This window comes from Blautia sp. HCP3S3_G3 (assembly GCF_052063365.1).
Classification (GTDB): Bacteria; Bacillota; Clostridia; order Lachnospirales; family Lachnospiraceae; genus Blautia_A.
The window spans coordinates 273,286-295,052 of sequence record NZ_JBQHXR010000001.1 but is presented as its reverse complement, the minus strand read 5'-3'; the positions used below and the strand labels follow the sequence as shown (position 1 = coordinate 295,052).

16 protein-coding genes are annotated in these 21,767 nt (G+C 44.6%); 2 read left to right on the top strand and 14 right to left on the bottom strand.

Features of this window, described 5'->3' with window-relative positions; translation table 11 throughout:
* Positions 1-106: 106 nt before the first annotated feature.
* The 8 genes from ACTNEW_RS01350 to ACTNEW_RS01315 form a co-directional block, all read right to left on the bottom strand.
* Positions 107-1,507, bottom strand: a complete 1,401-nt coding sequence (locus tag ACTNEW_RS01350) for an L-fucose/L-arabinose isomerase family protein (RefSeq protein ID WP_441057026.1) — start codon at positions 1,505-1,507, stop codon at positions 107-109.
* Positions 1,508-2,105: 598 nt separating this feature from the next.
* Positions 2,106-3,110 carry a LacI family DNA-binding transcriptional regulator gene (locus ACTNEW_RS01345; RefSeq protein WP_441057024.1) on the bottom strand — a complete coding sequence of 335 codons (1,005 nt, stop codon included), beginning with the start codon at positions 3,108-3,110 and terminating at the stop codon, positions 2,106-2,108.
* Positions 3,111-3,263: 153 nt separating this feature from the next.
* Positions 3,264-5,909, bottom strand: coding sequence for a family 78 glycoside hydrolase catalytic domain (locus tag ACTNEW_RS01340; protein WP_441057022.1), 2,646 nt, complete (start codon positions 5,907-5,909; stop codon positions 3,264-3,266).
* Positions 5,910-6,044: 135 nt separating this feature from the next.
* Positions 6,045-7,070 carry a zinc-dependent alcohol dehydrogenase gene (locus ACTNEW_RS01335; RefSeq protein WP_441057020.1) on the bottom strand — a complete coding sequence of 342 codons (1,026 nt, stop codon included), beginning with the start codon at positions 7,068-7,070 and terminating at the stop codon, positions 6,045-6,047.
* 268 nt (positions 7,071-7,338) lie between these two features.
* On the bottom strand, positions 7,339-7,770 hold the full coding sequence (locus tag ACTNEW_RS01330) for an ACT domain-containing protein (protein WP_441057018.1): 432 nt from the start codon (positions 7,768-7,770) through the stop codon (positions 7,339-7,341).
* 113 nt (positions 7,771-7,883) lie between these two features.
* The gene (locus ACTNEW_RS01325; protein WP_441057016.1) at positions 7,884-9,191 is read right to left on the bottom strand and encodes a phenylacetate--CoA ligase family protein; all 1,308 of its coding nucleotides are present in this window, start codon (positions 9,189-9,191) and stop codon (positions 7,884-7,886) included.
* A gap of 191 nt (positions 9,192-9,382) precedes the next feature.
* Positions 9,383-9,916, bottom strand: coding sequence for a prolyl-tRNA synthetase associated domain-containing protein (locus ACTNEW_RS01320; protein ID WP_441057014.1), 534 nt, complete (start codon positions 9,914-9,916; stop codon positions 9,383-9,385).
* Between the two features lie 105 nt (positions 9,917-10,021).
* Positions 10,022-12,013, bottom strand: a complete 1,992-nt coding sequence (locus ACTNEW_RS01315; RefSeq protein ID WP_441057012.1) for a TIM-barrel domain-containing protein — start codon at positions 12,011-12,013, stop codon at positions 10,022-10,024.
* 165 nt (positions 12,014-12,178) lie between these two features.
* On the opposite strand from ACTNEW_RS01315, the gene ACTNEW_RS01310 reads away from it, so the two are divergent.
* Positions 12,179-13,075, top strand: a complete 897-nt coding sequence (locus ACTNEW_RS01310; RefSeq protein ID WP_441057010.1) for an AraC family transcriptional regulator — start codon at positions 12,179-12,181, stop codon at positions 13,073-13,075.
* A gap of 177 nt (positions 13,076-13,252) precedes the next feature.
* On the opposite strand, the gene sigE is transcribed toward ACTNEW_RS01310, so the two are convergent.
* The 3 genes from sigE to aroD form a co-directional block, all read right to left on the bottom strand.
* A complete protein-coding gene (gene sigE / locus ACTNEW_RS01305) occupies positions 13,253-13,978 on the bottom strand; it encodes an RNA polymerase sporulation sigma factor SigE (RefSeq protein WP_441057008.1) in 726 nt (241 codons plus the stop codon).
* 12 nt (positions 13,979-13,990) lie between these two features.
* Entirely contained in the window at positions 13,991-14,842 is an 852-nt protein-coding gene (locus ACTNEW_RS01300) for a sigma-E processing peptidase SpoIIGA (protein WP_441057006.1), read from the bottom strand.
* Between the two features lie 215 nt (positions 14,843-15,057).
* On the bottom strand, positions 15,058-15,834 hold the full coding sequence (gene aroD, locus ACTNEW_RS01295; protein WP_441057004.1) for a type I 3-dehydroquinate dehydratase: 777 nt from the start codon (positions 15,832-15,834) through the stop codon (positions 15,058-15,060).
* A gap of 104 nt (positions 15,835-15,938) precedes the next feature.
* Between aroD and ACTNEW_RS01290 the strand changes: the two genes are divergently transcribed.
* Positions 15,939-16,811: a shikimate dehydrogenase gene (locus ACTNEW_RS01290; protein WP_441057002.1), complete on the top strand. Its 873-nt coding sequence runs from the start codon at positions 15,939-15,941 to the stop codon at positions 16,809-16,811.
* A gap of 152 nt (positions 16,812-16,963) precedes the next feature.
* Here ACTNEW_RS01290 and thrS read toward each other — a convergent pair whose 3' ends face one another.
* The 3 genes from thrS to ACTNEW_RS01275 form a co-directional block, all read right to left on the bottom strand.
* Positions 16,964-18,925, bottom strand: a complete 1,962-nt coding sequence (thrS, locus tag ACTNEW_RS01285; RefSeq protein WP_441057000.1) for a threonine--tRNA ligase — start codon at positions 18,923-18,925, stop codon at positions 16,964-16,966.
* Positions 18,926-19,336: 411 nt separating this feature from the next.
* A complete protein-coding gene (locus ACTNEW_RS01280; protein ID WP_441056998.1) occupies positions 19,337-20,083 on the bottom strand; it encodes a YdcF family protein in 747 nt (248 codons plus the stop codon).
* 162 nt (positions 20,084-20,245) lie between these two features.
* Complete coding sequence (locus tag ACTNEW_RS01275; protein WP_441056996.1) at positions 20,246-20,755, bottom strand: SEC-C metal-binding domain-containing protein; 510 nt, start codon at positions 20,753-20,755, stop codon at positions 20,246-20,248.
* Positions 20,756-21,767 lie beyond the last annotated feature (1,012 nt).

Sequence of the window (21,767 nt, the reverse complement as noted above, 5' to 3'; positions counted from 1 at the left end):
GGAGGGCTTTATTTTATCATAGGAAAACGCAAAGCACTTTCCTATGATAAAACGAACGCTTCCTGTTGCTGTTCCCTCTGCCTTGCTCTGCCTGCTTCTATGCAAATCATTCACCGCGAAGGTAAGCTTTTACATCTTCCTCGATCGGGTCGTACAGATCCGGTTTCACGCCGATATATTTACATGCCTCGTAAAGCACCGGAACAACATCCTTGTGAATGCCGACACAGTGATGGATATATGGTCCTTCCACAATTTTTGCTTCCAGACGTTTGATATTTTCCACTTCGATCCAGAGGTAGGTTCCCATTCCTTTCGGACCGTCAACACCTTTGGCATTTCCAAGAAGAAGGGAATATTCGCCGTTGTCACCGTCAAAACGTGCCAGTGTGATATCGCCGTGTTTTGCTTCTGCGGTAATTGCTCCCGGATGATCAAATGCCAGCGGATAGGTAATCTTCGGAGTTTCTTTTGCAACAGAGATCGGCCATGGTCCGCAGTGCTGAAGGAGTTCGCCGTTCTCAATGTCAGGATGACGGATGGTCCAGTCAGCAAAGAAGCTTCTGGTCTCTCCCATGCCTGCTGCCTCTACCATAAGAGCGGTGATTGCTCCATGGATATCTGTCTCACAGACAACCGGAATTCCTTCTTCATTCAGAAGAGAGTTTGCTGCACACGGCATAATGCCAAGTTCGCTCTGAAGCTGGTTCCAGCACTGGATTGCTCCTGCCTGGCAGCCGTATTTATTGATCAGGTTTTTCATGGCAACTTTCAGAGCCGCTACATTTTCCAGTTCTTCGTCTTTGACGTCGATGATCATGTTGGTTCTGCAGTATTCCATAACTTTGGCAACTTCTGTTTTTTCTGCTTTTACTTTCTTCACTTCGTCAGTCAGTTCCGGCATCGGAATCGGGGAAATCTGGATGTTGAATCTTTCCAGAAGCTCGCCCTCGTTGCACATGGTGGTCCAGAAATCAAACGGTCTTGTGGAAATCTGGAGGATGCGGATGTTGCGGAATTTCTTAACGACATTGCAGACTGCCATAAAGTCTCTGATGCCTCTCTCAAATACCGGGTCGCTCAGACGGCAGTTGGTCATATAGGTAAACGGAATACGAAATCTTCTTAATACTTTTCCTGTTGCAAAAAGTCCGCACTGGGTATCACGAAGGCGTACGCCGTTCGGCTCCGGACGCTCATCCAGCGGTCCCCAGAGAAGTACCGGTACGTTCAGTTCTTTTGCAAGACGTGCACACTCATATTCTGTTCCGAAGTTGCAGTGCGGAAGGAATAAGCCATCGATTTTTTCTGCTTTGAACTTCTCGGCGATTTTCTTCATATCGTCATCGTTGTAAAGAAGTCCTTCTTCATTGATATCGGTAATGTCTACAAAATCAATTCCCAGCTCTGTCAGACGGTCAGCTGTGAGGCCTCTGTACTTGATAGCATCCGGTGCACTGAAAATGCTTCTTCTTGTAGGTGCATAACCTAATTTAATGTGATCCATGTTGTTTCCTCCTTTATTTTACCTTTGCGTGGTTTCATGAATTTCTGAGTTTTCTATGTTTTTTTGTGTTCTTTGCCTTGCTGGCAGATTGACCTTCTTTCTAAACGCTATTATAAACTGTTTATATATTTTTTCAATACCTTTTTTCTATTTTTTCATGCAAACATCGTTTTTCACAATCTTATTTCGTGGTTTTTGTTTATAATGCATAGATTATTTCTGGTTTTTGTTGTTTCCTCCACGCATGGATATTAAACGTTTATATAAACATTTCTAAACATATTTTATTTTTGTTATGAGATTATTGCTTTCGCCGGAACCTCCGTTCAGAGCGAGACGCTGCCCTCAGGGACTCTCTTTCGCTGTCAGTTAGGTTTCACTGGAAGAAAAAAGTGAAAAATCCGGAAGGGGACCAATAATGACAAGATATCTTACCAGTTACTTCATTATTCTGCATAAAAAGAAGAGCACCATGTATCATACACAATGCTCTATCCTGAATCTTTTCAGAAAGCCTCGAAACTTTCATGTTTCTCCAGACTTTCATATTCCAATATTTCTGTTACTGTTCACTCCGTTCACAGTAACATATTTTTATCTATTCCATCTTTTTTACAGTGTCACGGTATATGATGCTGGGGCAGACCTGGGTCTTGGTCACTGTGTCAGTGCCTATTCCCTCTACCAGCTCCACGAGTCTGCGCACTGCAATCTTGCCCATTTCCTTATTCGGCACACGAAGGGTTGTCAGTGCAGGGGAAGAGATCGCACTGAAAGACAGGTCGTCAAATCCCACGATGGAAACATCTTCCGGTATACGATAGCCTCTCTCCTGAAGAGCTTTCATAGCTCCAAGGGCAATCATGTCATTATCCGCAAAAAAGGCGGTAGGCAGCTTCGGATTTTTTTTCAGATACTGAAGCATATCCTGATATGCATCATTCATAGAAGTTCCCAGGGTTACTGTATATTCTTCCCGGTAAGGCAGCCTGCGTTTTTTCAATGCAGTCTGAAATCCGACAAAACGGGAACGAAATCCCTTGATTCGGAATGAGCCGCGAAGATAACCTACTTCTGTATGTCCATAATCCAGGACATGTTCTGTGATCATACGGGCAGCATCCGCATTATTGATCAGAACTGCGTTCAGTTCCATGGACTCAGACCAGTGGTCAAGAATCACCAGAGGACACGGAGGATTCCGGAATGGTTCCAGATCCCCGTCCATCATTTCTGTAGCAAGAACAACAACCGCCGCTCCCTGCTCTCTGAGAATCTCCTGTACCTGATTCAGATAATCCGGTTCTCTCTGATCCGCCCGGGAAATCACCATTTCGTAGCCCAGTCTGTGGCACTCCTCCTCAAACCCTTCAATCAAGCTCTGAAAAAAAGGCGTATCATCAATAATCAGGCCATTTTTTTTAAAAATAAGCAGTCTGATCTTCGTCACTGCATTTGCACTTAAATAGCCGGTCTCTCTGGCAACGCGAAAAATTTCTTCAGCAGTCTCTTTGTTCACACCTTTTTTGTGATTGAGCGCATTGGAAACGGTTGCCGGAGAAAAGCCGGTCATTTTGCTCAAGTCGCGTATACTTACTTTCATCTTTTCAACTCCTGACTTTTAAGAGGTCAATCTGTCAGAGTCAGGCAAATAAGATCACTGATGCTTAATTAATTTCACTATATCATTTTCTTTTACAAATTTCAAATCCATTTTTATATTTTTTTGTAAATTTTTCACATGATTGTTTACTTTTTATTTTTCAAAAGAAATACAATACTCTCCGGAACCGGCTTCTGCTTTCATTCCGCTGCCGTCATCAGCAAATGCCAGACCATCTGCATCTGTCACTGTTTTTGCTCCGTCCAGACAAATGGTCGCAGTTGTATTTACCGGAACTGTCACATGAAGCACTGCGCTGTCCCCGCGGTCTTCCCAGAAGCTCTTCACGGTACCATAGACAGAATCGTATTCACACTTCATATAGTCAAGTCCGCCGCCCAGTCTCGGATAAATTACGGAATGCTTATAACCCGGTTTTGTTTCATCCACTTCCAGACCGCCTGCCACGCGAACCATCCATTCTCCAATGGCTCCGTATGCATAGTGGTTAAAGGAGTTCATATCCGGGCTCCACATGGTACCGTCCGGTTTCATTCCATCCCAGTGTTCCCATACCGTCGTTGCTCCCATCTTTACCTGATACAGCCAGGACGGGAAATCGTCTTTCAGAAGCAGGTCGTACGCTTCTTTTACATGACCATTCTGACTTAATGCATGACAGAAGTACGGAGTTCCCACAAATCCGGTCACCAGATGTCCGTTTTCTTTTTCCAGAAGCTTCAGAAGATTGTTGATGGTTGTTTCTTTATAGTTTTCCGGCGTCAGGCCAAAGTAGAGTGCCACAATATGAGCCGTCTGCGTCTGTGCGGTCATAACTCCGTTTTCATCAAAGAAGGTATTCTGGAATTTCTCCACAATCTTTGCGTAAAGTTTTCTGTATTCCTCTGCATCCTCCTCGTTGCCCAGCACTTCTGCGATTTTTACAAAAAGTCCGGTGGAATATGCAAAATATGCAGTACAGGTAAGGTCGTTCGGAGTAGCACCGAAATAACTGCCTTCTTCCGCATCCAGTGCCACCCAGTCACCAAACTGCAGCTTATAATTCCAGATATAATCCTCCGCATGTTCCTTCATGAAACTGATCCAGCCCTTCATGCTCTGATACTGCTGTCTCAGGATTTCTTTGTCGCCAAATGTCAGATACATGGTCCACGGATTGATGACTGCCACATCTGCCCAGGCTGCTGCAGAGTGACTTCCCTGACCAAGAAGCCAGTCATTCACGATTTCCGGCCTTCCGGTCAGAAGATCCGGTACCACGTGAGCAACTCCGCCTTCCAGTGTCTGGTCTGCCTCCACATCCACCAGCCATTTTCTGTAGAAATTATAGGTATTTTCCAGGAAGCAGGCAGTTCTGCAGAAAATCTGCGCGTCTCCTGTCCAGCCCAGACGTTCGTTTCTCTGCGGACAGTCTGTCGGAACATCCACAAAGTTTCCTTTGAGACCCCAGAGAATATTATGTGCAAGCTGATTCAGATCAGGATTGGAAAATTCCAGTCTTCCGGTCTGATTCATCCTAGTATGCAGGGTATATGCTGTAAAATCCTCCACTGATGGTGTGCCCGGATAAGAGACAATCTTCGCATACTGGAATCCCATAAATGTAAAGGTAGTGGTATATTCTACTTCGCCTTCTTTTGCAAAGGTGTATTTCATGGACTCTTTTGCGCCGCGAAGGTTATCCAGATATACATTTCCTGCCGCATCCAGCACCTCGAAACAATGCAGCTCGATCACATCCCCCGGTTTTCCGTATGCTTTTACATGGATATGACCGGTCATATTCTGTCCAAAGTCAATGACTGTATCTCCTTCCGGTGTGGTAAAGATCCGTTTTGCACATACTTCATCCATCTCGGCCACTTTTCCGCTTCCCTGCCCTGCAAGAACTTCTTTCGAAAAGTCCACACAGGATACCGGTTTCCAGTTTCCGGTAACATCTCCCGCTTCTGACCATCCCGGAATTTCTCCGGATGCATCATAAATTTCTCCATCATAAATTTCCGCAAAAACGATCGGAGAATCGGCTCCTGTCCATTCTTTGTCAGTTACGAATACTTCTTCTGTGCCGTCCTCGTAACGCACCACCATCTGCGCAAGAAAAGCAGTTCTTGTGCCATAGTTGTTGCGGACTTCCAGAAAGCCCATTTTTCCCTTGTACCATCCGGCGCCCAGCATGGCTCCCATGGCATTTTCCCCTTCTTTCAGGTACTCTGTCACATCATATGTCTGATAACAGAGATGTTTGCGGTAAGAGGTCCATCCGGGAGTCAGTTCGTCTGTACCCACTTTTTTGCCATTGATATAAAAATTATATAATCCAAGGGCTGTGGTGCTGGCAAACGCCTCTTTTACTTTGCCTTTCAGTGAAAACGTTCTGCGCACATAGGTACCTTTGGAATTGTCTTTGTCTGCCTCTTCCTCTGCGGAAACAAATTCTGCTTTCCATTCGCGGTTGTCCATGAAACCGGTCACAAAGGAGGTTTCCGTCCATTCGGTTTCTTCTCCTGCTGCTGTCGCACGGACACGGACATAATAACGTGTCTGGGATTTCAGGTCTGTTTCTTTCGGTTCAACCTGGGCTGATGCATCGGATTCTACCCTTCCGCTGGCATATACTTTTTCTGCAAACGCGTCATCCAGCGCGATCTCCAGTTCGTAAGAGTCCTGCATCACATTTCTCTTATCACTTTCCAGAATCCATCCGAACTGCGGCATATGGGTAATCCCCACCTGCGACGTTTCATAATCCATAAGAATCTTTGTTATTTTCAACATTTTAATACCCTCCATTATTTCTATAAAAATTCTGTTTCTCTGCATTTTTCCTGTAATATCTTCAGTTCATGAACCAAAAGCCCCATAAACGATCCGACAGTTTCATTTATGGGGCTTTGGATTTATAACTTCCTGTTATTCCTGAACATTGATCAGAACTTTCATGGTTGTCTCACGATTGGCATCGATATATTCATATGCTTTTTTGAAATCACGGAAAGCAAATGTTTTGGAAATCAGCGGGCGTAAATGTACTTTGTCTTCATTTACCAGACGGATCGCATCGACATAATCCTCATGGCGATACATCATGGTGCTCTTAATATCCAGTTCATGGTCATTGGCAACTGCCAGATCGATTTCTGCCATGGATGCAAATACTGCAACAAGGACAATCACGCTGCCTTTTCTTGCATACTTGATTGCCTGACCCATCGTGATATTGTTGCCTGCACAGTCATAGATCACATCTGCCTTGTCCGGACCGAATGCTTCCACCATCGCTTCACCGAAATCTTTGTTTCTGGTGTTTACACATACGTCAATGCCGCATTCCTTCGCTTTTTCCAGACGAAGGTCGCTGACATCTGTGATCATTACTTTGCGGGCACCCATACCTTTGGCAGTCTGTGCAACCAGATTACCGATCGGGCCGGCTCCGATAACCACAATATCCATACCGGATACATCACCCATCTGTTTTACACCGTGCACAGCAACTGCCAGCGGTTCGATCATCGCACCTTCCTCGTAGGACATTTCCTGCGGAATCGGAGTAATCTTGGATGCATCGACAACAAAATATTCGGATGCCGTTCCTGTTGTCTGGAATCCCATAACCTTCAGCTCTTCACAGAGATTATATTTGCCATGGCGGCACGGATGACATTTTCCACAGGTCACCTGCGGCTCAATGGTCACTTTCTGTCCGACAGTCAGTCCTGTCACATCTGCTCCAAGCTCCACAATTTCACCGGAAACCTCATGGCCCTGTGTTACCGGGTAAGAGGTGAAAGGATGTTTGCCGTGATAAACATGGATATCAGAACCACAGATTCCGATATTCATGATTTTTACCTTTACCTGACCTGCTCCTACCTCCGGAACCGGCACTTCTTCAAAAATAATCTCTCCTGGTTTTGTCATAATCTGCTGTAACATAAAGAACCTCCCATATATTGTTTTATAAAACGCTTTATCAAAGTTGTCTTTATTATTACTCACCTTCCGCTTTTTGTCAATAGTCATAGCGCATGTTTGGTTTGCAAATGCGGAGCATTTTCCTATGGTATAATAAAAAACCGGTACACACAAATTCCCGTATGTACCGGTTTAAATAATCACTCCTCATTCACCGCAGCACACTCTGCAGGCCTCAGCAACAATCTGTTCTGTTTTCTTTCACGCGTTGACTCATCCCGGAAGCTTCTTATAATTCAACCAGTTCATCCTGGCATACAGGACGAATGCCGTTTTGCTGCAGCACTTCGATTGCTTTTTTGTTGTCTGCCACACGGATGATCATATAAGCACAGTCTTTTTTGCGTGCAGTAAACGCATACATATATTCCACATTTACATCACTGTCGCCAAGAACTTTGATGACTCTGGAAAGTGCTCCCGGTTCATCCGGCATTTCCACTGCAAGAACCTTGGTAATGGAAACTATATAGTCGTTGTCCTTCAGCACTGTAACAGCATTGTATACATCATCCACAATTACCCGGGCAATTCCAAAATCGGACGCCTCTGCAAGAGACATTGCTCTCATATTAATATTATTCTCTGACAAAACATCTGTAAATTCAGCAAGTCTGCCAGGTTTATTTTCCAGGAATACAGATATCTGTTTTACCGTCATAGAAAGTCCTCCTTTTTTTCAAATACAAACTTTTCCGTCGGAATTTCCTGCAGGAAACCGACAAATATTTCCGTCAGAATTCTCAATAAGAAACCGACAAATCCTTCACCAAATTACTGCTGATACAGATTACGTTTGTCGATGACACGCACTGCCTTGCCTTCACTTCTCGTGATGGCTTTCGGATTTACCAGTTTCACCTTCGCGTAAATACCCAGCATTGCCTTTAATGCGTCAACCAGTTCTTTTTCCTTGGCAGAAACAGCACTCAGACTGTCGGAGAACATTTCCGAAGTCATTTCCACCTGTACTTCAATGGTATCACTGTTGTTGACACGGTCAACAATAATCTGATAGTTTGCAGGATATCCCTTGTTCATCAGAACCGTCTCAATCTGGGACGGGAATACGTTGACACCTTTTACGATCAGCATATCATCACTTCTGCCCAGCGGTTTCGTCATTTTTACGTGTGTTCTTCCGCAGGCACATTTTTCTCTGCTTAAGATGCAGATATCACGGGTACGATAACGGATCAGCGGGAATGCTTCTTTCGTAATGCTGGTAAATACAAGTTCTCCCTTTTCACCATCCGGAAGAACTTCACCGGTCTTCGGATTAATGACTTCTGCGATAAAATGATCTTCGTTTACATGCATGCCTGACTGTGCGGAACACTCAAAAGAAACACCAGGGCCGGAGATTTCTGTCAGTCCGTAAATATCGTAAGCTTTGATTCCAAGCTTCTCTTCGATATCATGACGCATCTCTTCTGTCCATGCTTCTGCACCAAAAATACCTGCTTTTAATTTGATCTGATCACGTACGCCTTTCTCATGAATGCTTTCTGCAAGATACGCTGCATAAGATGGAGTACAGCACAAAATCGTAGAACCAAGGTCTGTCATAAACTGAATCTGGCGTTCTGTATTACCGGAAGACATCGGTAGAGTCAGACATCCAACCTTATGAGAACCGCCGTTCAGTCCAGGGCCGCCGGTAAAAAGACCATAACCATAACTTACATGGCAGACATCCTCATTGGTGCCGCCTGCTGCAACGATTGCTCTTGCACAGCAGTCCTCCCAAAGATCAATATCATGCTGTGTATAAAAAGCCACGACTCTTCTTCCTGTCGTACCGCTGGTAGACTGAATTCTCACACACTCACTCAACGGACGTGCCAGGAGTCCATAAGGATAACAGTCACGAAGGTCATCCTTTGTAACAAACGGAAGTTTATGTAAATCGTCAACAGACTTGATATCTCCCGGTTCCAGTCCCTGTTCCTGCATTTTCTTTTTGTAAAACGGTACGTTATCCCATACATTCTGCACCTGTTTTACCAGTCGTTCACTCTGCCACTCCCGAATCTGTTCTCTGGAAGCGCATTCAATCTCTGGCTGATAATATCTCTCCATATTTTTTATCCTTTCTGCGTCGTTTCTGATATCAGCACACCGTAAATGAAATAACTGATACATTTGTCTTTTCGATTTATTCTCCGATGTACTAAATATACCACTTTATTGTATTAACGTAAACAAAAATTTTATTAGAATGCAGTTTTTTTTAGTCGTTTTGCACAGAATGTTGATATTGTAATCACAGGTTATAAATGCACAACCTGCGGTGTATGATGCATGGCGGGGATGATCCGCTCCATCATGTCCTGCGTACGGATTCTCAGGCTTGAGGTATTGATACAGGGATGACATCCGATATACTCTCCTTTCAGTACATCCTCATCCATCAGAAGCTTCACCTGGTTCTCTTTATCATTCATCAGTCCCATCACGCTTACAGAACCCGGCGTGATATCCAGGAATTTCTCCATATATTCTTCTTTTGCAAAGGACAGCCGCGCAGAATGAATCTGAGCAGAAATATCTTTTGTTTTGAATTTTTTGTCTCCTCTGATCATCAGAAGATAAAAATCCGTTTCCTGCCGATTACACAGGAACAGATTTTTGCAGATTGTCGCCTCCAGCACTCTGTCAATATCCTCACATACCGCCATAGTCATAGCAGCTTCATGATCGATTCTCTGATATTCCACGCCGAGAGAATCCAGCAGGTCATATACCCGGATTTCTTTTTCCAGTCTGTCATTTGTGTTTTCCGGTCTTCCGTTTTCCAATTTCATTTTGTTCTTCCTCTGCAGTCCTCTTATCAAAATTTGTCCATCTGACTCATCACCGAAATAATGAGAATCCGACGCACAGTTATTCAAAATCCATCTTATCATAAATTATTTTTTCAGAGTTCTGTAATTCTCCGGATTTTCATAATCTTTGTGAACTCCGTCATCCTCATAAAGTTCATATTCTGCGCCATCAAAACCGAGAAGTTCCAGATTTGCGGTATCCAGCGATTCCACATTCTGCGCAGTTTTTGCCACCGGAATACATTTTCCCTCCCGGATAAAAAGCGGTACTTCATTCAGCGCAATCTCCACATAGTGATGTCCCTTTTCCAGAACTTCCTCTGTGAACTGATTGTCTTTTGTAAATTTCACAAATTTCATACGTTCCGGAAGATATACATAACGCCCCTTTGCATTCTGGGTATAAACAGGTGCGATCATCATCTCATTGCCGATCATCATCTGATCTTCTACACGCACTGCAAAATCATCCTCCGGATAAACAAATGCCAGTGGCTTAAAATACAGATCATTATTCAGCGCTGCTTTCATATATTCGCTGTATAAATACGGAACAAGACGGTAACGTGTCTCAATAATTCCGCGGAAATCATCGGTATTTCCAAATTGATAGCATTCCTGCTCTCTCGTTCCAAGTGCAGAATGATTGCGCATCAACGGTGTAAAAACTCCCAGCGCCAGCCAGCGAAGTACCAGATCTCTGGTGGCATCTGCCCCAAATCCGCCCAGATCTGCACCTGTGTACAGGAATCCGCACATATTCAGGGACGGCATCATTTTCAGATTCAGAAGGATATGAGACCACCAGGATTTGTTATCGCCTGTCCAGATTCCTCCGTAACGATGCATTCCCACATAGGATGAACGGGAAAACATCAGAAAACGTCTGTCCGGGTCAATTCTCTCGAAGGCTTCTCCTGCCGCCCTTGTCATGTTATAGCCAAAAAGATTATGTACTTTGTCATGACGGATTTTTTTGCCGTTTACATTATGATAAAACCTCTTATAGTCTTCAGGATTATTGGCAACACCTTCCACGGCCGCCCCCAGTTCCCATACAGGAATGGTTTCAATCTCTTCCTCCGCATACTTCCGGATTATCTCCTTCAGTTCTTCCATACCCTCTCTGGAGTAAAAAATCGCCGGTTCATTCATATCATTCCAGAATCCCTCGATTCCCTGATTAATCAGATCGCGATAATGATCGCCAAACCATTTTCTCGCATCTGCATTCAGGACATCCGGAAAATGCGTATCCCCAGGCCATACAGCTGCCACAAAATCACTGCCATCTTCCCGTTTGCAGAAATAATTGTTCCTGACACCTTCCTCGTATACAGAATAGCCCTCTTCCACTTTTACTCCCGCATCAATAATCGGTACCAGACGGATTCCCTGATCTTTCATTTCACGGACAAATTCCGGGAAATCCGGAAAGTTTTCCTGATTCAGCGTAAAGTCTTTATAACTCTCCATATAATCAATATCCATATAGATCATATCCAGCGGAATCTGATTGCTGCGATATCCTTCCGCAACCTTCCGAAAATCTTCTTTTGTCGTGTAGCCCCAGCGGCTCTGTCCGAAACCAAACGCAAATTTCGGCGGAATATAGCTTCTTCCGATCATACCGCGGAACTGCTTTACGATATCATAGGCATTTTCTCCTTCAATCACATACAGGTTCAGATCGGCAGTCTCACAGCTGACTTTCAGGACATCGCATTTAGTATATCCGATGTCAAAGGTGATTTTCGCCGGATAATCAAAAAATAAGCCAAAATTCTCTTTGCCTGAAATCACAATAAAATTGTGTGCCGCATACAATGACCGTTTATCCTCTGTATGATTCGGATCATCAGAACAGTTGCTGACATAACAGTATCCACGCTTGTTCAGTCCGCGGTTTGCTTCTCCCAGACCATAGACAATGTCCTCTTCATCCATTTCCAGGGTAAAGGAAAACCCGTCCTCTGTACAGATTTCCCCATGGGAAGGCATGCCTCCGGAAATTTCTGTCTTCTCTGTAACTGCCTCTGTATCAAAGGGCTCTCCATAAACATATTTCCGTATCATTGTTTGATTCCTCCTGTGTTTTTTTGCAGTAACATGATATCCTTCTTTTTTCTTCACAACAATCTATTCTATTTTTCCCAAATAATTATACTCTGTTTTTCTTGAATCCTCTTGCACCATTCTGTATAATAATAACACAATCTTGACTTTTGGAGGTTTGTTTCTATGCATCCTGACTCATCCCTGAAAGAAAATGTCACACATGGAACAGAGCAGAACCCTATCACAGGAATTCATTTCGAAACAGGTCCCGGTACTGATTTTCCGGATCATTTTTTTGTTGCCAGACACTGGCACCCTACTGTGGAAATTCTTTATATTACCAAAGGGACTTATCTTTTTGAAATCAATCTTGAAGAATATCATCTCTCAGAAGGAGATTTTTGTTTTCTGAACGGCGAAGATCTGCATCAGATCACCGGTATGGAACCGGATACCCGGCATGAAGTGCTGATTTTTGATTCCAGAATTCTGGAATTTACATATCACGATGAATGGCAGGAATCCGTTTTGTCCCCTTTTGTGGACAAACGTAAAATTCTGCCTCACTTTCTGCGTCCGACAGACGAACATTATGAAGAACTCCGGACTGTGCTTGCGCAGCTGATGAAGCTTTCTCTGGAGCAAAAAAACGAATGGTATGTTTCCTGCAAGCTTCTTCTGCTGCACTTTATCAACCGTATGCATGAATACGGGCTGCTGCTTTCCTCAGACCAGAATCTTTCTGCCGGAGACGAACTGAAAATTGTGCGATACAAAAGTCTGGTTTCTTATATGGAACAGCACTATTCCCGCTCCATAACACTGCAGAACCTGGCAGATCTCATCTCCTGCAATCCTCAGTATCTGTGCCGTTTTTTCAGGGAGATCACAGGAACATCTCCCATGCAGTATCTGATTTCCTGCCGGATCGAACATGCCTGTACGCTTCTTACCGAAACCACCAGTCCCATCCTCAGCATCTGTCTGGACTGCGGGTTCGAGAATGTCAGCTATTTCATCCGTAAATTCAAGCAGAATAAGGGATGCACACCCAAAGAATACCGAAACAGACATAGGTGAGAGAATACTGAAAAAACCGCCGCCCACGGAATAGGTCTCTTCCCCGGACGACGGTTCTTTTGATCACGATGGCACATCCATTGCCTTTTATTTGCTTTTTTATTAGCTTTTTTATCTGCTTATTTATTTGCTTATTTATTTGCTTATTTATCTGTTTCTTTTTTGTTTACTGACACTTTATTCGTACTTTATAATTTCTTTTTTAAGTCGTTTCATAATTCGTTTTTCCAGCCGGGAAATATAGGATTGCGAAATGCCCAGGAGATCAGCCACCTCTTTCTGGGTTTTTTCTTTTCCATCTTCATTATTCAGCCCAAAACGCAGCCGGATGATTGTCTGTTCCCTTGGAGAAAGCTTGCTGATGGCTTTGCCAAGAAGACTGATCTCCACTTCATCCTCCATTTTGCGGGAGATCACATCATCATCCGTTCCCAGGATATCCGAAAGAAGCAGTTCATTTCCATCCCAGTCCACATTCAGCGGCTCATCGATGGATACCTCCATCTTTGTCTTGCTGTTGCGGCGCAGATACATCAGAATCTCGTTTTCGATGCATCGGGATGCATAGGTTGCAAGTTTAATATTTTTTACCGGATTAAATGTATTAATTGCCTTGATCAGTCCTATGGTTCCAATGGAAATCAGATCCTCCACTCCCACTCCGGTATTGTCAAATTTTCTGGCAATGTATACCACCAGACGAAGATTATGTTCGATCAGCAGTGCTTTGGCCTCTTTTTCCTTTTCTGTACCAAGCTCCTCAATCACAAAAGCTTCTTTCTGTGGTGTCAGCGGTGCCGGCAAAACATCATTGCCGCCAATATAATAAAGCTCCTTCGGCCTGGAAAAAACCAGTCTGGAAAGGACCGGAAGCGGATAACTTCCTGCTGTGTTCGTGTTCATATGTGACCCCTCCTAATGCAATAATCTGGAATTCAGCAGTACTTTGTACTCTTTTCCCAAAGCAGAAGGTTCAAAGGCCAGAGCAAACACCGGTGCCGAAACATGAATCACTTCTCCGGGAGTATGGATACAAAGGTCCTCAAGCGTGATTGCCAGCATCACTCCTTCCTCCTGCCCTACTGTCCTGTATGGCAGAAATCGGGGTTTCAGCAAAACAAGCTCTGTACTTTCCGCCTCCCCTGGGTTCTCATTCAGGTGTTTCAGCCCGTCTAATAATTCTCCCGGCAGCATTGTTTCCAGAAGTTCCGGTTTCATTACAGAAACCGGCGCACCGCTCACTGGATCTGACAACAGATTGCCTGTATCATAATACCCGTAAGCAGACTGTACTTTGCCCTGATAGGACAGGGTTAAAGGATAAATATTCTTTCGCTGCGCACGAACAGAGTCAGACAGATACATCAGGCCGCTCAGCCCCAAATATGCACTGACCGCGAGAAGCCCGAACATTTTCCATGTCATCTCTGTGCCTGCTGCCGCAGCTTCCAGAAAGCCGCCCAGCAGAAACGCCATAAGATACATGGCAAGCATTGCCTTTACCAAAAGACTGCCTTTTTTCAGTCCGAGACCTGTCCGGATCATTCCCATGGCACATGCGCCATGAAGAAGAATAACCACCGGAAGAAATCCATCCATCTGTACATACAGAATGAAACAGGAAAACAGGGCGCCGACAGCCGCCGCAAGAAGGGATCTCCCGCGTGTCCTCCTGCATCGGAACAGCCTTCCTACAAGACGCAAAAGAATATAGTCCATCAAGAGATTCGTCACAAAGACGACATCTATGTATACTTCATAATACATAAAAACCCCCTATGACCTGTCAATCCTTCACTTTGGTAAGTGAGCTCATTATACGGTCACAGGGGGTGCGGATTTTGTCAAAACAGGGGAGCATATCCTCAGAATTTCTCGTGATGTTTCGACATTTCCCTATAAAACTGGTACGAATCATTCAATTATGCATATTTATTAATTGATAAATCACAGACCTCACATGCATAGATCACTAATCCGAATTACAGGCTGCTGTCATTCTTTGCATGCAAAGCTTCCATCATCATGCGAAGCTCTTTAATCGGAAACTGCCCCGGAGCAGACGCAGCGCCGACTGTGGCGAAGGTCACAGCAGAACCGAAATTTTCTCCGGCAATCCGGCTGATGGAGCCAAGGCTTCCCATAGACATGGAAATCACCGGTTTTTCTGTATATTCCGCTGTCATCTGACTGGTCACCTGCATAATGGCAGCCACATCCTCAAATTCATCCGGCATCACAGCCATCTTCAGAATATCTGCCCCTGCTGCATCGATTGCCTGAAATCTCCTCAGTAGTGTTTCTTTATCATCGGTCTTTTCAAAGTCATGGCTGGAACCAATGACTTTTGCGCCTTTTTTCTGAATTTCACAAATCAGCGCCTTTTTCTTCTCTTCCTCTCCAAACACTTCCACATCAATCAGATCTGCTTTTCCCGAGGCTGCAGCTGCAATGCAGAGACTGACGTAATCCTCTGTGGAAATTTCACGGTTTCCACCTTCCGCTTTTGTCCGAATGGTGAACAGCAGAGGAATTTCACCAAGAATATCGTTTATTTTTGCAAGAGTTTCCAACATAAGGGCAGTCTCAGATAAATGGTCATAAAAATCGGCACGCCATTCAACAAGATCGGCGCCTGCCTCTCTGGCAGCTTCGGCCTCACCAAAGAGTCCTTCCGCTGTTATACCGGTAAGAGGAACACAGATTTTCGGAAATCCGTTTCCAAGAATCAAGTTCCTGATCTGGATTGGTTTTGTCATTGTTGACATCTCCTTTCTTGTAGAATAAAATAAAAAAATGCAAAGTACTTTCTTACACACACGATGTCCCTGCAAAAAATCATTACATAATGGAGGATTTACCTATGAATACAATTACAGGTCATACCGGACTCACGGCACTTCTTGGAAGCCCGGTTTCTCACAGCATCTCCCCGCTGATGCATAATGAAGCTTTCCGGCAGCTTGGACTGGACTATGTATATCTTTGCTTTGAAGTCACAGAGGATACTCTTCCGGAAGCAGTTGCAGGACTGAAAACCTGCGGAATCCGCGGTTTTAATCTGACCATGCCGAACAAAAATAAAATCGTGGAACTTCTGGATGAGCTTTCTCCCGCTGCACGCATGATCGGCGCAGTAAACACCGTTGTCAATGACGGGGGAAAATTAATCGGATATAATACAGACGGCATCGGCTATATGCAGGCAGCCAGAGACGCCGGACACGACCTTGCCGGCAAAGTCATCACAGTGATGGGCGCAGGCGGGGCTGCCACCGCCATCTGTGCACAGGCTGCACTGGACGGAGTGAAAAAAATCCACATTTTTGCCCGCCCTACCAGCCGTTTCCGGGAAAGAACACAGAATCTTGTGAATACGATCAATTCCAGCACCTCCTGTGAAGCGGTCCTTCACGACAATGCAGACACCGCTGCACTGAAAGCCGCTGCTGCCGAGAGTTATCTGCTTCTCAATGCCACTTCTGTGGGAATGGCTCCTCATACAGATGCTTCCATTATTCCGGACACTTCCATTTTCCGACCGGATCTGGTTGTATCCGACGTCATCTACAACCCGCAGGAAACCCTGCTTCTGCGCCAGGCAAAAGAAGCCGGTTGTCAGACGTTCAACGGCATGTATATGCTTCTTTATCAGGGAGCCGAAGCCTTCCGTCTCTGGACAGGCCATGACATGCCAGTGGCACTGATCAAAGAGAAATTTTTCTCTCAGAAATAACTGTCCGCCCGCGGTGAATTGCTTCAGAAAAGTATTTCCTTTCCGCCCGCGGTGAATTGCTTCAGAAAAGTATTTCCTTTCCACCACAGTACGATTCCAGTTCCTGCAAATTTTATATAAGGCCGCCAGTTCGCACCGGCGGCCTTTTTATATTACTTTGCCTGCTCTTCCACTTCAATCTTGCGGATACGTTTTGTCTTAATTTCATCTTTGATGAAATCGATGAAGGAATCCAGTTCTTTCATGCCCTCATCGCCAAGATAACGGCTTCTTACAGACACTTTGTTTTCCTCTTCTTCTTTTGCACCTACAATGAGCATGTACGGAACACGGGCAAGACGGGCCTCGCGGATCTTATAGCCCATTTTTTCGGAACGCTGGTCAACAGAGCAGCGGATATTGTTATCTTTCAGTGCAGCTTCCACTTTTGCCGCATAATCATGGAACTTCTCGGAAATCGGGATAATTCTTACCTGTTCCGGGCACAGCCAGGTCGGGAACATGCCTGCGTATTTCTCGATAAGCCATGCAAGAGTTCTCTCATAGCATCCCATGGATGTACGATGAATGATATACGGACGTTTTTTGGAACCGTCTTCGTCAATGTAATACATATCAAATTGTTCAGCCAGAAGAGCATCCCACTGAATCGTGATCATGGTATCTTCCTTGCCGTATACGTTTTTGGCATTGATATCTACCTTCGGTCCGTAGAAGGCAGCTTCTCCCACGTCCTCTACAAACGGAATATTCAGTTCCTGAAGCATGTTGCGGATATGGCCTTCTGTCTCTTCCCAGACTTCCGGTTCACCGATATATTTCTCTCTGTTATTCGGATCCCATTTGGACAGGTGATAGGTAACATCCTCTTCCACACCCAGAACCTGCAGACAATACTGTGCAAGCGCAATACAGTCTTTGAATTCTTTTACCATCTGATCCGGTCTGACGATCAGGTGGCCTTCGGAAATCGTGAACTGGCGGACACGAGTCAGACCATGCATTTCACCGGAATCCTCATTACGGAACAAAGTGGAGGTTTCACCGTAGCGCAGAGGCAGATCGCGGTAGCTGTGCTGTTCTGCTTTGTATACATAATACTGGAACGGACAGGTCATCGGGCGAAGCGCATAGACTTCTTTGTCTTTTTCCTCATCTCCAAGGACAAACATTCCATCCTTGTAGTGATCCCAGTGTCCGGAAATCTTATACAGATCACTCTTGGCCATCAGAGGTGTTTTGGTTCTGATGTATCCGCGTTTTGCTTCCTCATCTTCAATCCAGCGCTGCAGTTCCTGCATCATAATTACACCGTTCGGCATAATCAGAGGAAGGCCCTGACCGATCACATCTACGGTTGTGAAAAGCTTCATTTCACGGCCAAGCTTGTTGTGGTCACGCTTCTTGGCTTCTTCCATCTGCTCCAGATGTTCTTTCAGTTCATCCTTGGATGCATAGGCAGTTCCGTAAACACGGGTCAGCATCTGGTTCTTTTCGCTTCCTCTCCAGTATGCACCGGAAGAAGAAAGAAGTTTGAACGCTTTGACACCCTTGGTGCTCATCAGATGAGGGCCTGCACAAAGATCTACCCAGTCTCCCTGAGAATAGAAGGAAATCTCTGCATCTTCCGGAAGATCTTCGATCAGTTCCACTTTATATGGTTCATTTTTCTCCTTGAAGAATGCGATTGCCTCTTCTCTGGATCTGGTATAACGCTCGATTTTTGCACCTTTTTTGATGATTTTTTTCATCTCTTTTTCGATCTCATCCAGATCCTCACGGGAGAATGGCGGACACTGGAAATCATAATAAAATCCGGTGTCAATGGATGGTCCGATCGCAACTTTTGCGTCCGGATACAAATGCTGTACTGCTTCTGCAAGAACGTGGGAAGCGGTATGGCGAAGTGCTGCAAGACCTTTTTCGTCCTTAGCCGTAAGAATGTTCACTTCACAATCGCTGTCCACAACCGTACGGAGATCTACAACCTCTCCGTTTACCTCGCCTGCACATGCTGCACGGGCAAGTCCTTCACTGATATCATAAGCAATATCGATCACTGATTTTGCTTCCGAATATTCTTTTTGGGATCCATCTTTCAATGTGATAATCATGATTCTTTATCCTCCTTAAATATTAACATAAAAAATCCCTTACAATGCGTACTGCACTGTAAGGGACGAGTTATCTTATGCTCGCGGTTCCACCCTGCTTGCTGAATCTTTCATTCTGAACGTGTATGAAATAATTCAGCCACTCTTTTGATGATAACGGAATCACCGGACCGGATTGGGGCCACTCAGAGGTAGTCTTCAACTGTTTCCCGATAAGGCACTTCCAGCATCTGTGTCTCTCTCTGGAACGTTCCGCAGTTTACTCGTCTCGTCATCGTGTTCTTTGCTATGCACCCCATTATATATTCCTAAAACTGGTTTGTCAATGACAAGAATCAAAGAATTTCATGGAAAGGCATGACAAAAAACACAGATTTTTATCAAAAACTTTTTGTTATGTTATTTTTATGGTCAAATTTGCCCTTTTAATTTTTCTTTTACAAGTGCAAAAATTTCCCGCACTACATAGTGTACCTGCATCACCGGGTCGGAAGGCGCAGCAATTCCCTCTGCCTGCCGGTACCCCAGTTTCTGCGCCAGTTTTACTGCGCGATAAACATGAAAATTGTTGGAAAGCACACCTGTCCGGGCATCTGCACATCCAGTCAGCCGGTTGGAAAACTCCAGGTTTTCTTTCGTATCGGTGGATGTTTCTTCCAGTATCAGCCGTTCTTCACCGATTCCGCAATCAACAAGATACTGTCTCATGCACTCCGCTTCTGTGATTTCCTCACCGGAGCCCTGTCCGCCGGATAAAATCAGAATGGTATCTTGATTTTTCTGCGCATATTCCAATGCCTTCTGCAGACGTTTCTTCAATGCTCTGGATGGGACAGTGCCTTTTACCTGCGCACCCAGAACCACCACATAATCCAGATTTTCGCTTCCGCTCCATGTCATTCCACGAAAAATCTGTACACAGAGAAACAGAAATACCGCGCATCCCACTGCCAGCACCGTATATCCAGTATCACGCAGCCATACAGGGAAAAAACCGGGATGTGTTTTGCCATATGCCAGGCATCCTCCAGTGCCTCCAAGCATCACTGCCGCCAGTATCCAGATCCAGGCAAAATCCGCCGTAATTCCCGCATAAATCACCAGCACCAGATAATAACTCAGGCACAAAATACTCAATGTGATGCAAACTGCCTGCATCCGCATTCCTCCTTCATTGCTTTAGCTATATAATTCCGCTCCGCCGACGTACGATTCTGCCCGGAGGGCTTTTTTATATTACAGGAAAATGCGGAGCACTTTCCTGTAATATAAAAAAACGGACTGCCGCATATATCGACAGTCCACTGTGTCTGTGAGCAATTATCTGCCGCAGCAGAATTTGTATTTCTTTCCGCTTCCGCACGGGCATGGATCGTTACGGCCGATTTTCTTAGCCTTCACAACTGTACCGGATTTCTTCTGCTCAAGATAGAGTTCTTTCCGTTTTTCCTCGGTGAAAATTGCATCCCACTGCGGAAGTTCATACAGCCAGTCTGCTCTTGCATCTACCATGTTCTTGTAAAGAAGCTCTTTGTCAAATCCGAGATTGACAACCGTATTCTCATCCATGGTCTCAATCGGGTTCGGCACCTTCAGACTGTCATTGATACCATCCAGGAAACCAACCATAGTCAGAACTTCCTGTCCATATTTCTCAGCCAGTTCCTTCACGGTTCCGGTTACTACTTCATCCGGATCAGTAAGAAGCTGCTCATAAATTCCTTTTTCAATGTTAAAATAATTAGCCCAGAACTGCTGGAGTTTATTGCGGTCAGCCTGCTGATCGTAAGCGATGGAACGCCACTGCTCTAAGATAGTTTTATCACTCATCTGTTTCTTCCTCTTTTCCAAAATTCGTTTCTGTCCGGTCAGTTCCTGCCGGAGTGTACCGGAAACACACCGTTTCCGACAGTTCTGCATCATTATAACACCTTTTCCGGCAAAAGACAAATCCTATTCTGAGAAATTTCTGATTATATTCCTGTTCTGAGGGGTTTTGATTATATTCCTGTTCTGAGGAGTTTCTGATTGTATTTCTGTTCTGAGGAGTTTTTGATTATATTCCTGATTCTGAGTATGCTTTATGAAATTTCCAATTATTATTTTTTGAATAGTTGTATAAAAACTTTCCCGCCGGACATACTACTAATGTTCATTGGAACCCCCTTCAATCGAACAATTACCGAAGATAAATGTAGAAATACTTATATCCTCCCCTTATAACCTCCGCGGATGTACAATGGTGTATGCCTGCGGAGGTTCTTGTTGCTCATTCCCCTTCGGCCTTGAGCAAATATTTCGGCCTAATTTATCTGAAAACGACTCAACAACTACTCCGTTACTCCAATCGCCTCGGCAACCAGTATAAGCCACGATAAATAACCATATGTTTCGGTGAGGATGCTTTTTCGATAGCACAGTTGTAAAAACGCAGGCGTAGCGGGCTACGCTGAGGCTTTTACAACTGTACTATCGGGAAAGCAGACCGGCGAAACATATGGGTATTTATCGCGGATTATACTGGTTCCAGGAAAATATGATCGGTATCATTACTGTCTTTATTTTCACTTAAACACTTCCTCAAAACTTCTCTGTTATTCTTCTCCGGAGCTCCCTGCATAGCCCTCTTCACACCTTCGACAATGTTATCTGCATAAGTGAAATCGCTCTTGCAGTCTCCATAGTGGAAATCTGAATCTTTTTCTCTGAGACAAAATACATACATAAATTCCGCAAGTATTACAGAATTGCACACTTCTTATTGTAAACTGCAGAATGCATCTGCCATACCTTTTATAATATATGGGATTATTTGGTGACAGCCAGCCGCTTTTTTTTGCGG

Bases quoted from the DNA above. Each gene is read 5' to 3' on its own strand.
- ACTNEW_RS01350 (WP_441057026.1), bottom strand. From the start codon at position 1,507: ATGGATCACATTAAATTAGGTTATGCACCTACAAGAAGAAGCATTTTC.
- ACTNEW_RS01345 (WP_441057024.1), bottom strand. From the start codon at position 3,110: ATGAAAGTAAGTATACGCGACTTGAGCAAAATGACCGGCTTTTCTCCG.
- ACTNEW_RS01340 (WP_441057022.1), bottom strand. From the start codon at position 5,909: ATGTTGAAAATAACAAAGATTCTTATGGATTATGAAACGTCGCAGGTG.
- ACTNEW_RS01335 (WP_441057020.1), bottom strand. From the start codon at position 7,070: ATGTTACAGCAGATTATGACAAAACCAGGAGAGATTATTTTTGAAGAA.
- ACTNEW_RS01330 (WP_441057018.1), bottom strand. From the start codon at position 7,770: ATGACGGTAAAACAGATATCTGTATTCCTGGAAAATAAACCTGGCAGA.
- ACTNEW_RS01325 (WP_441057016.1), bottom strand. From the start codon at position 9,191: ATGGAGAGATATTATCAGCCAGAGATTGAATGCGCTTCCAGAGAACAG.
- ACTNEW_RS01320 (WP_441057014.1), bottom strand. From the start codon at position 9,916: ATGAAATTGGAAAACGGAAGACCGGAAAACACAAATGACAGACTGGAA.
- ACTNEW_RS01315 (WP_441057012.1), bottom strand. From the start codon at position 12,013: ATGATACGGAAATATGTTTATGGAGAGCCCTTTGATACAGAGGCAGTT.
- ACTNEW_RS01310 (WP_441057010.1), top strand. From the start codon at position 12,179: ATGCATCCTGACTCATCCCTGAAAGAAAATGTCACACATGGAACAGAG.
- sigE (WP_441057008.1), bottom strand. From the start codon at position 13,978: ATGAACACGAACACAGCAGGAAGTTATCCGCTTCCGGTCCTTTCCAGA.
- ACTNEW_RS01300 (WP_441057006.1), bottom strand. From the start codon at position 14,842: ATGTATTATGAAGTATACATAGATGTCGTCTTTGTGACGAATCTCTTG.
- aroD (WP_441057004.1), bottom strand. From the start codon at position 15,834: ATGACAAAACCAATCCAGATCAGGAACTTGATTCTTGGAAACGGATTT.
- ACTNEW_RS01290 (WP_441057002.1), top strand. From the start codon at position 15,939: ATGAATACAATTACAGGTCATACCGGACTCACGGCACTTCTTGGAAGC.
- thrS (WP_441057000.1), bottom strand. From the start codon at position 18,925: ATGATTATCACATTGAAAGATGGATCCCAAAAAGAATATTCGGAAGCA.
- ACTNEW_RS01280 (WP_441056998.1), bottom strand. From the start codon at position 20,083: ATGCAGGCAGTTTGCATCACATTGAGTATTTTGTGCCTGAGTTATTAT.
- ACTNEW_RS01275 (WP_441056996.1), bottom strand. From the start codon at position 20,755: ATGAGTGATAAAACTATCTTAGAGCAGTGGCGTTCCATCGCTTACGAT.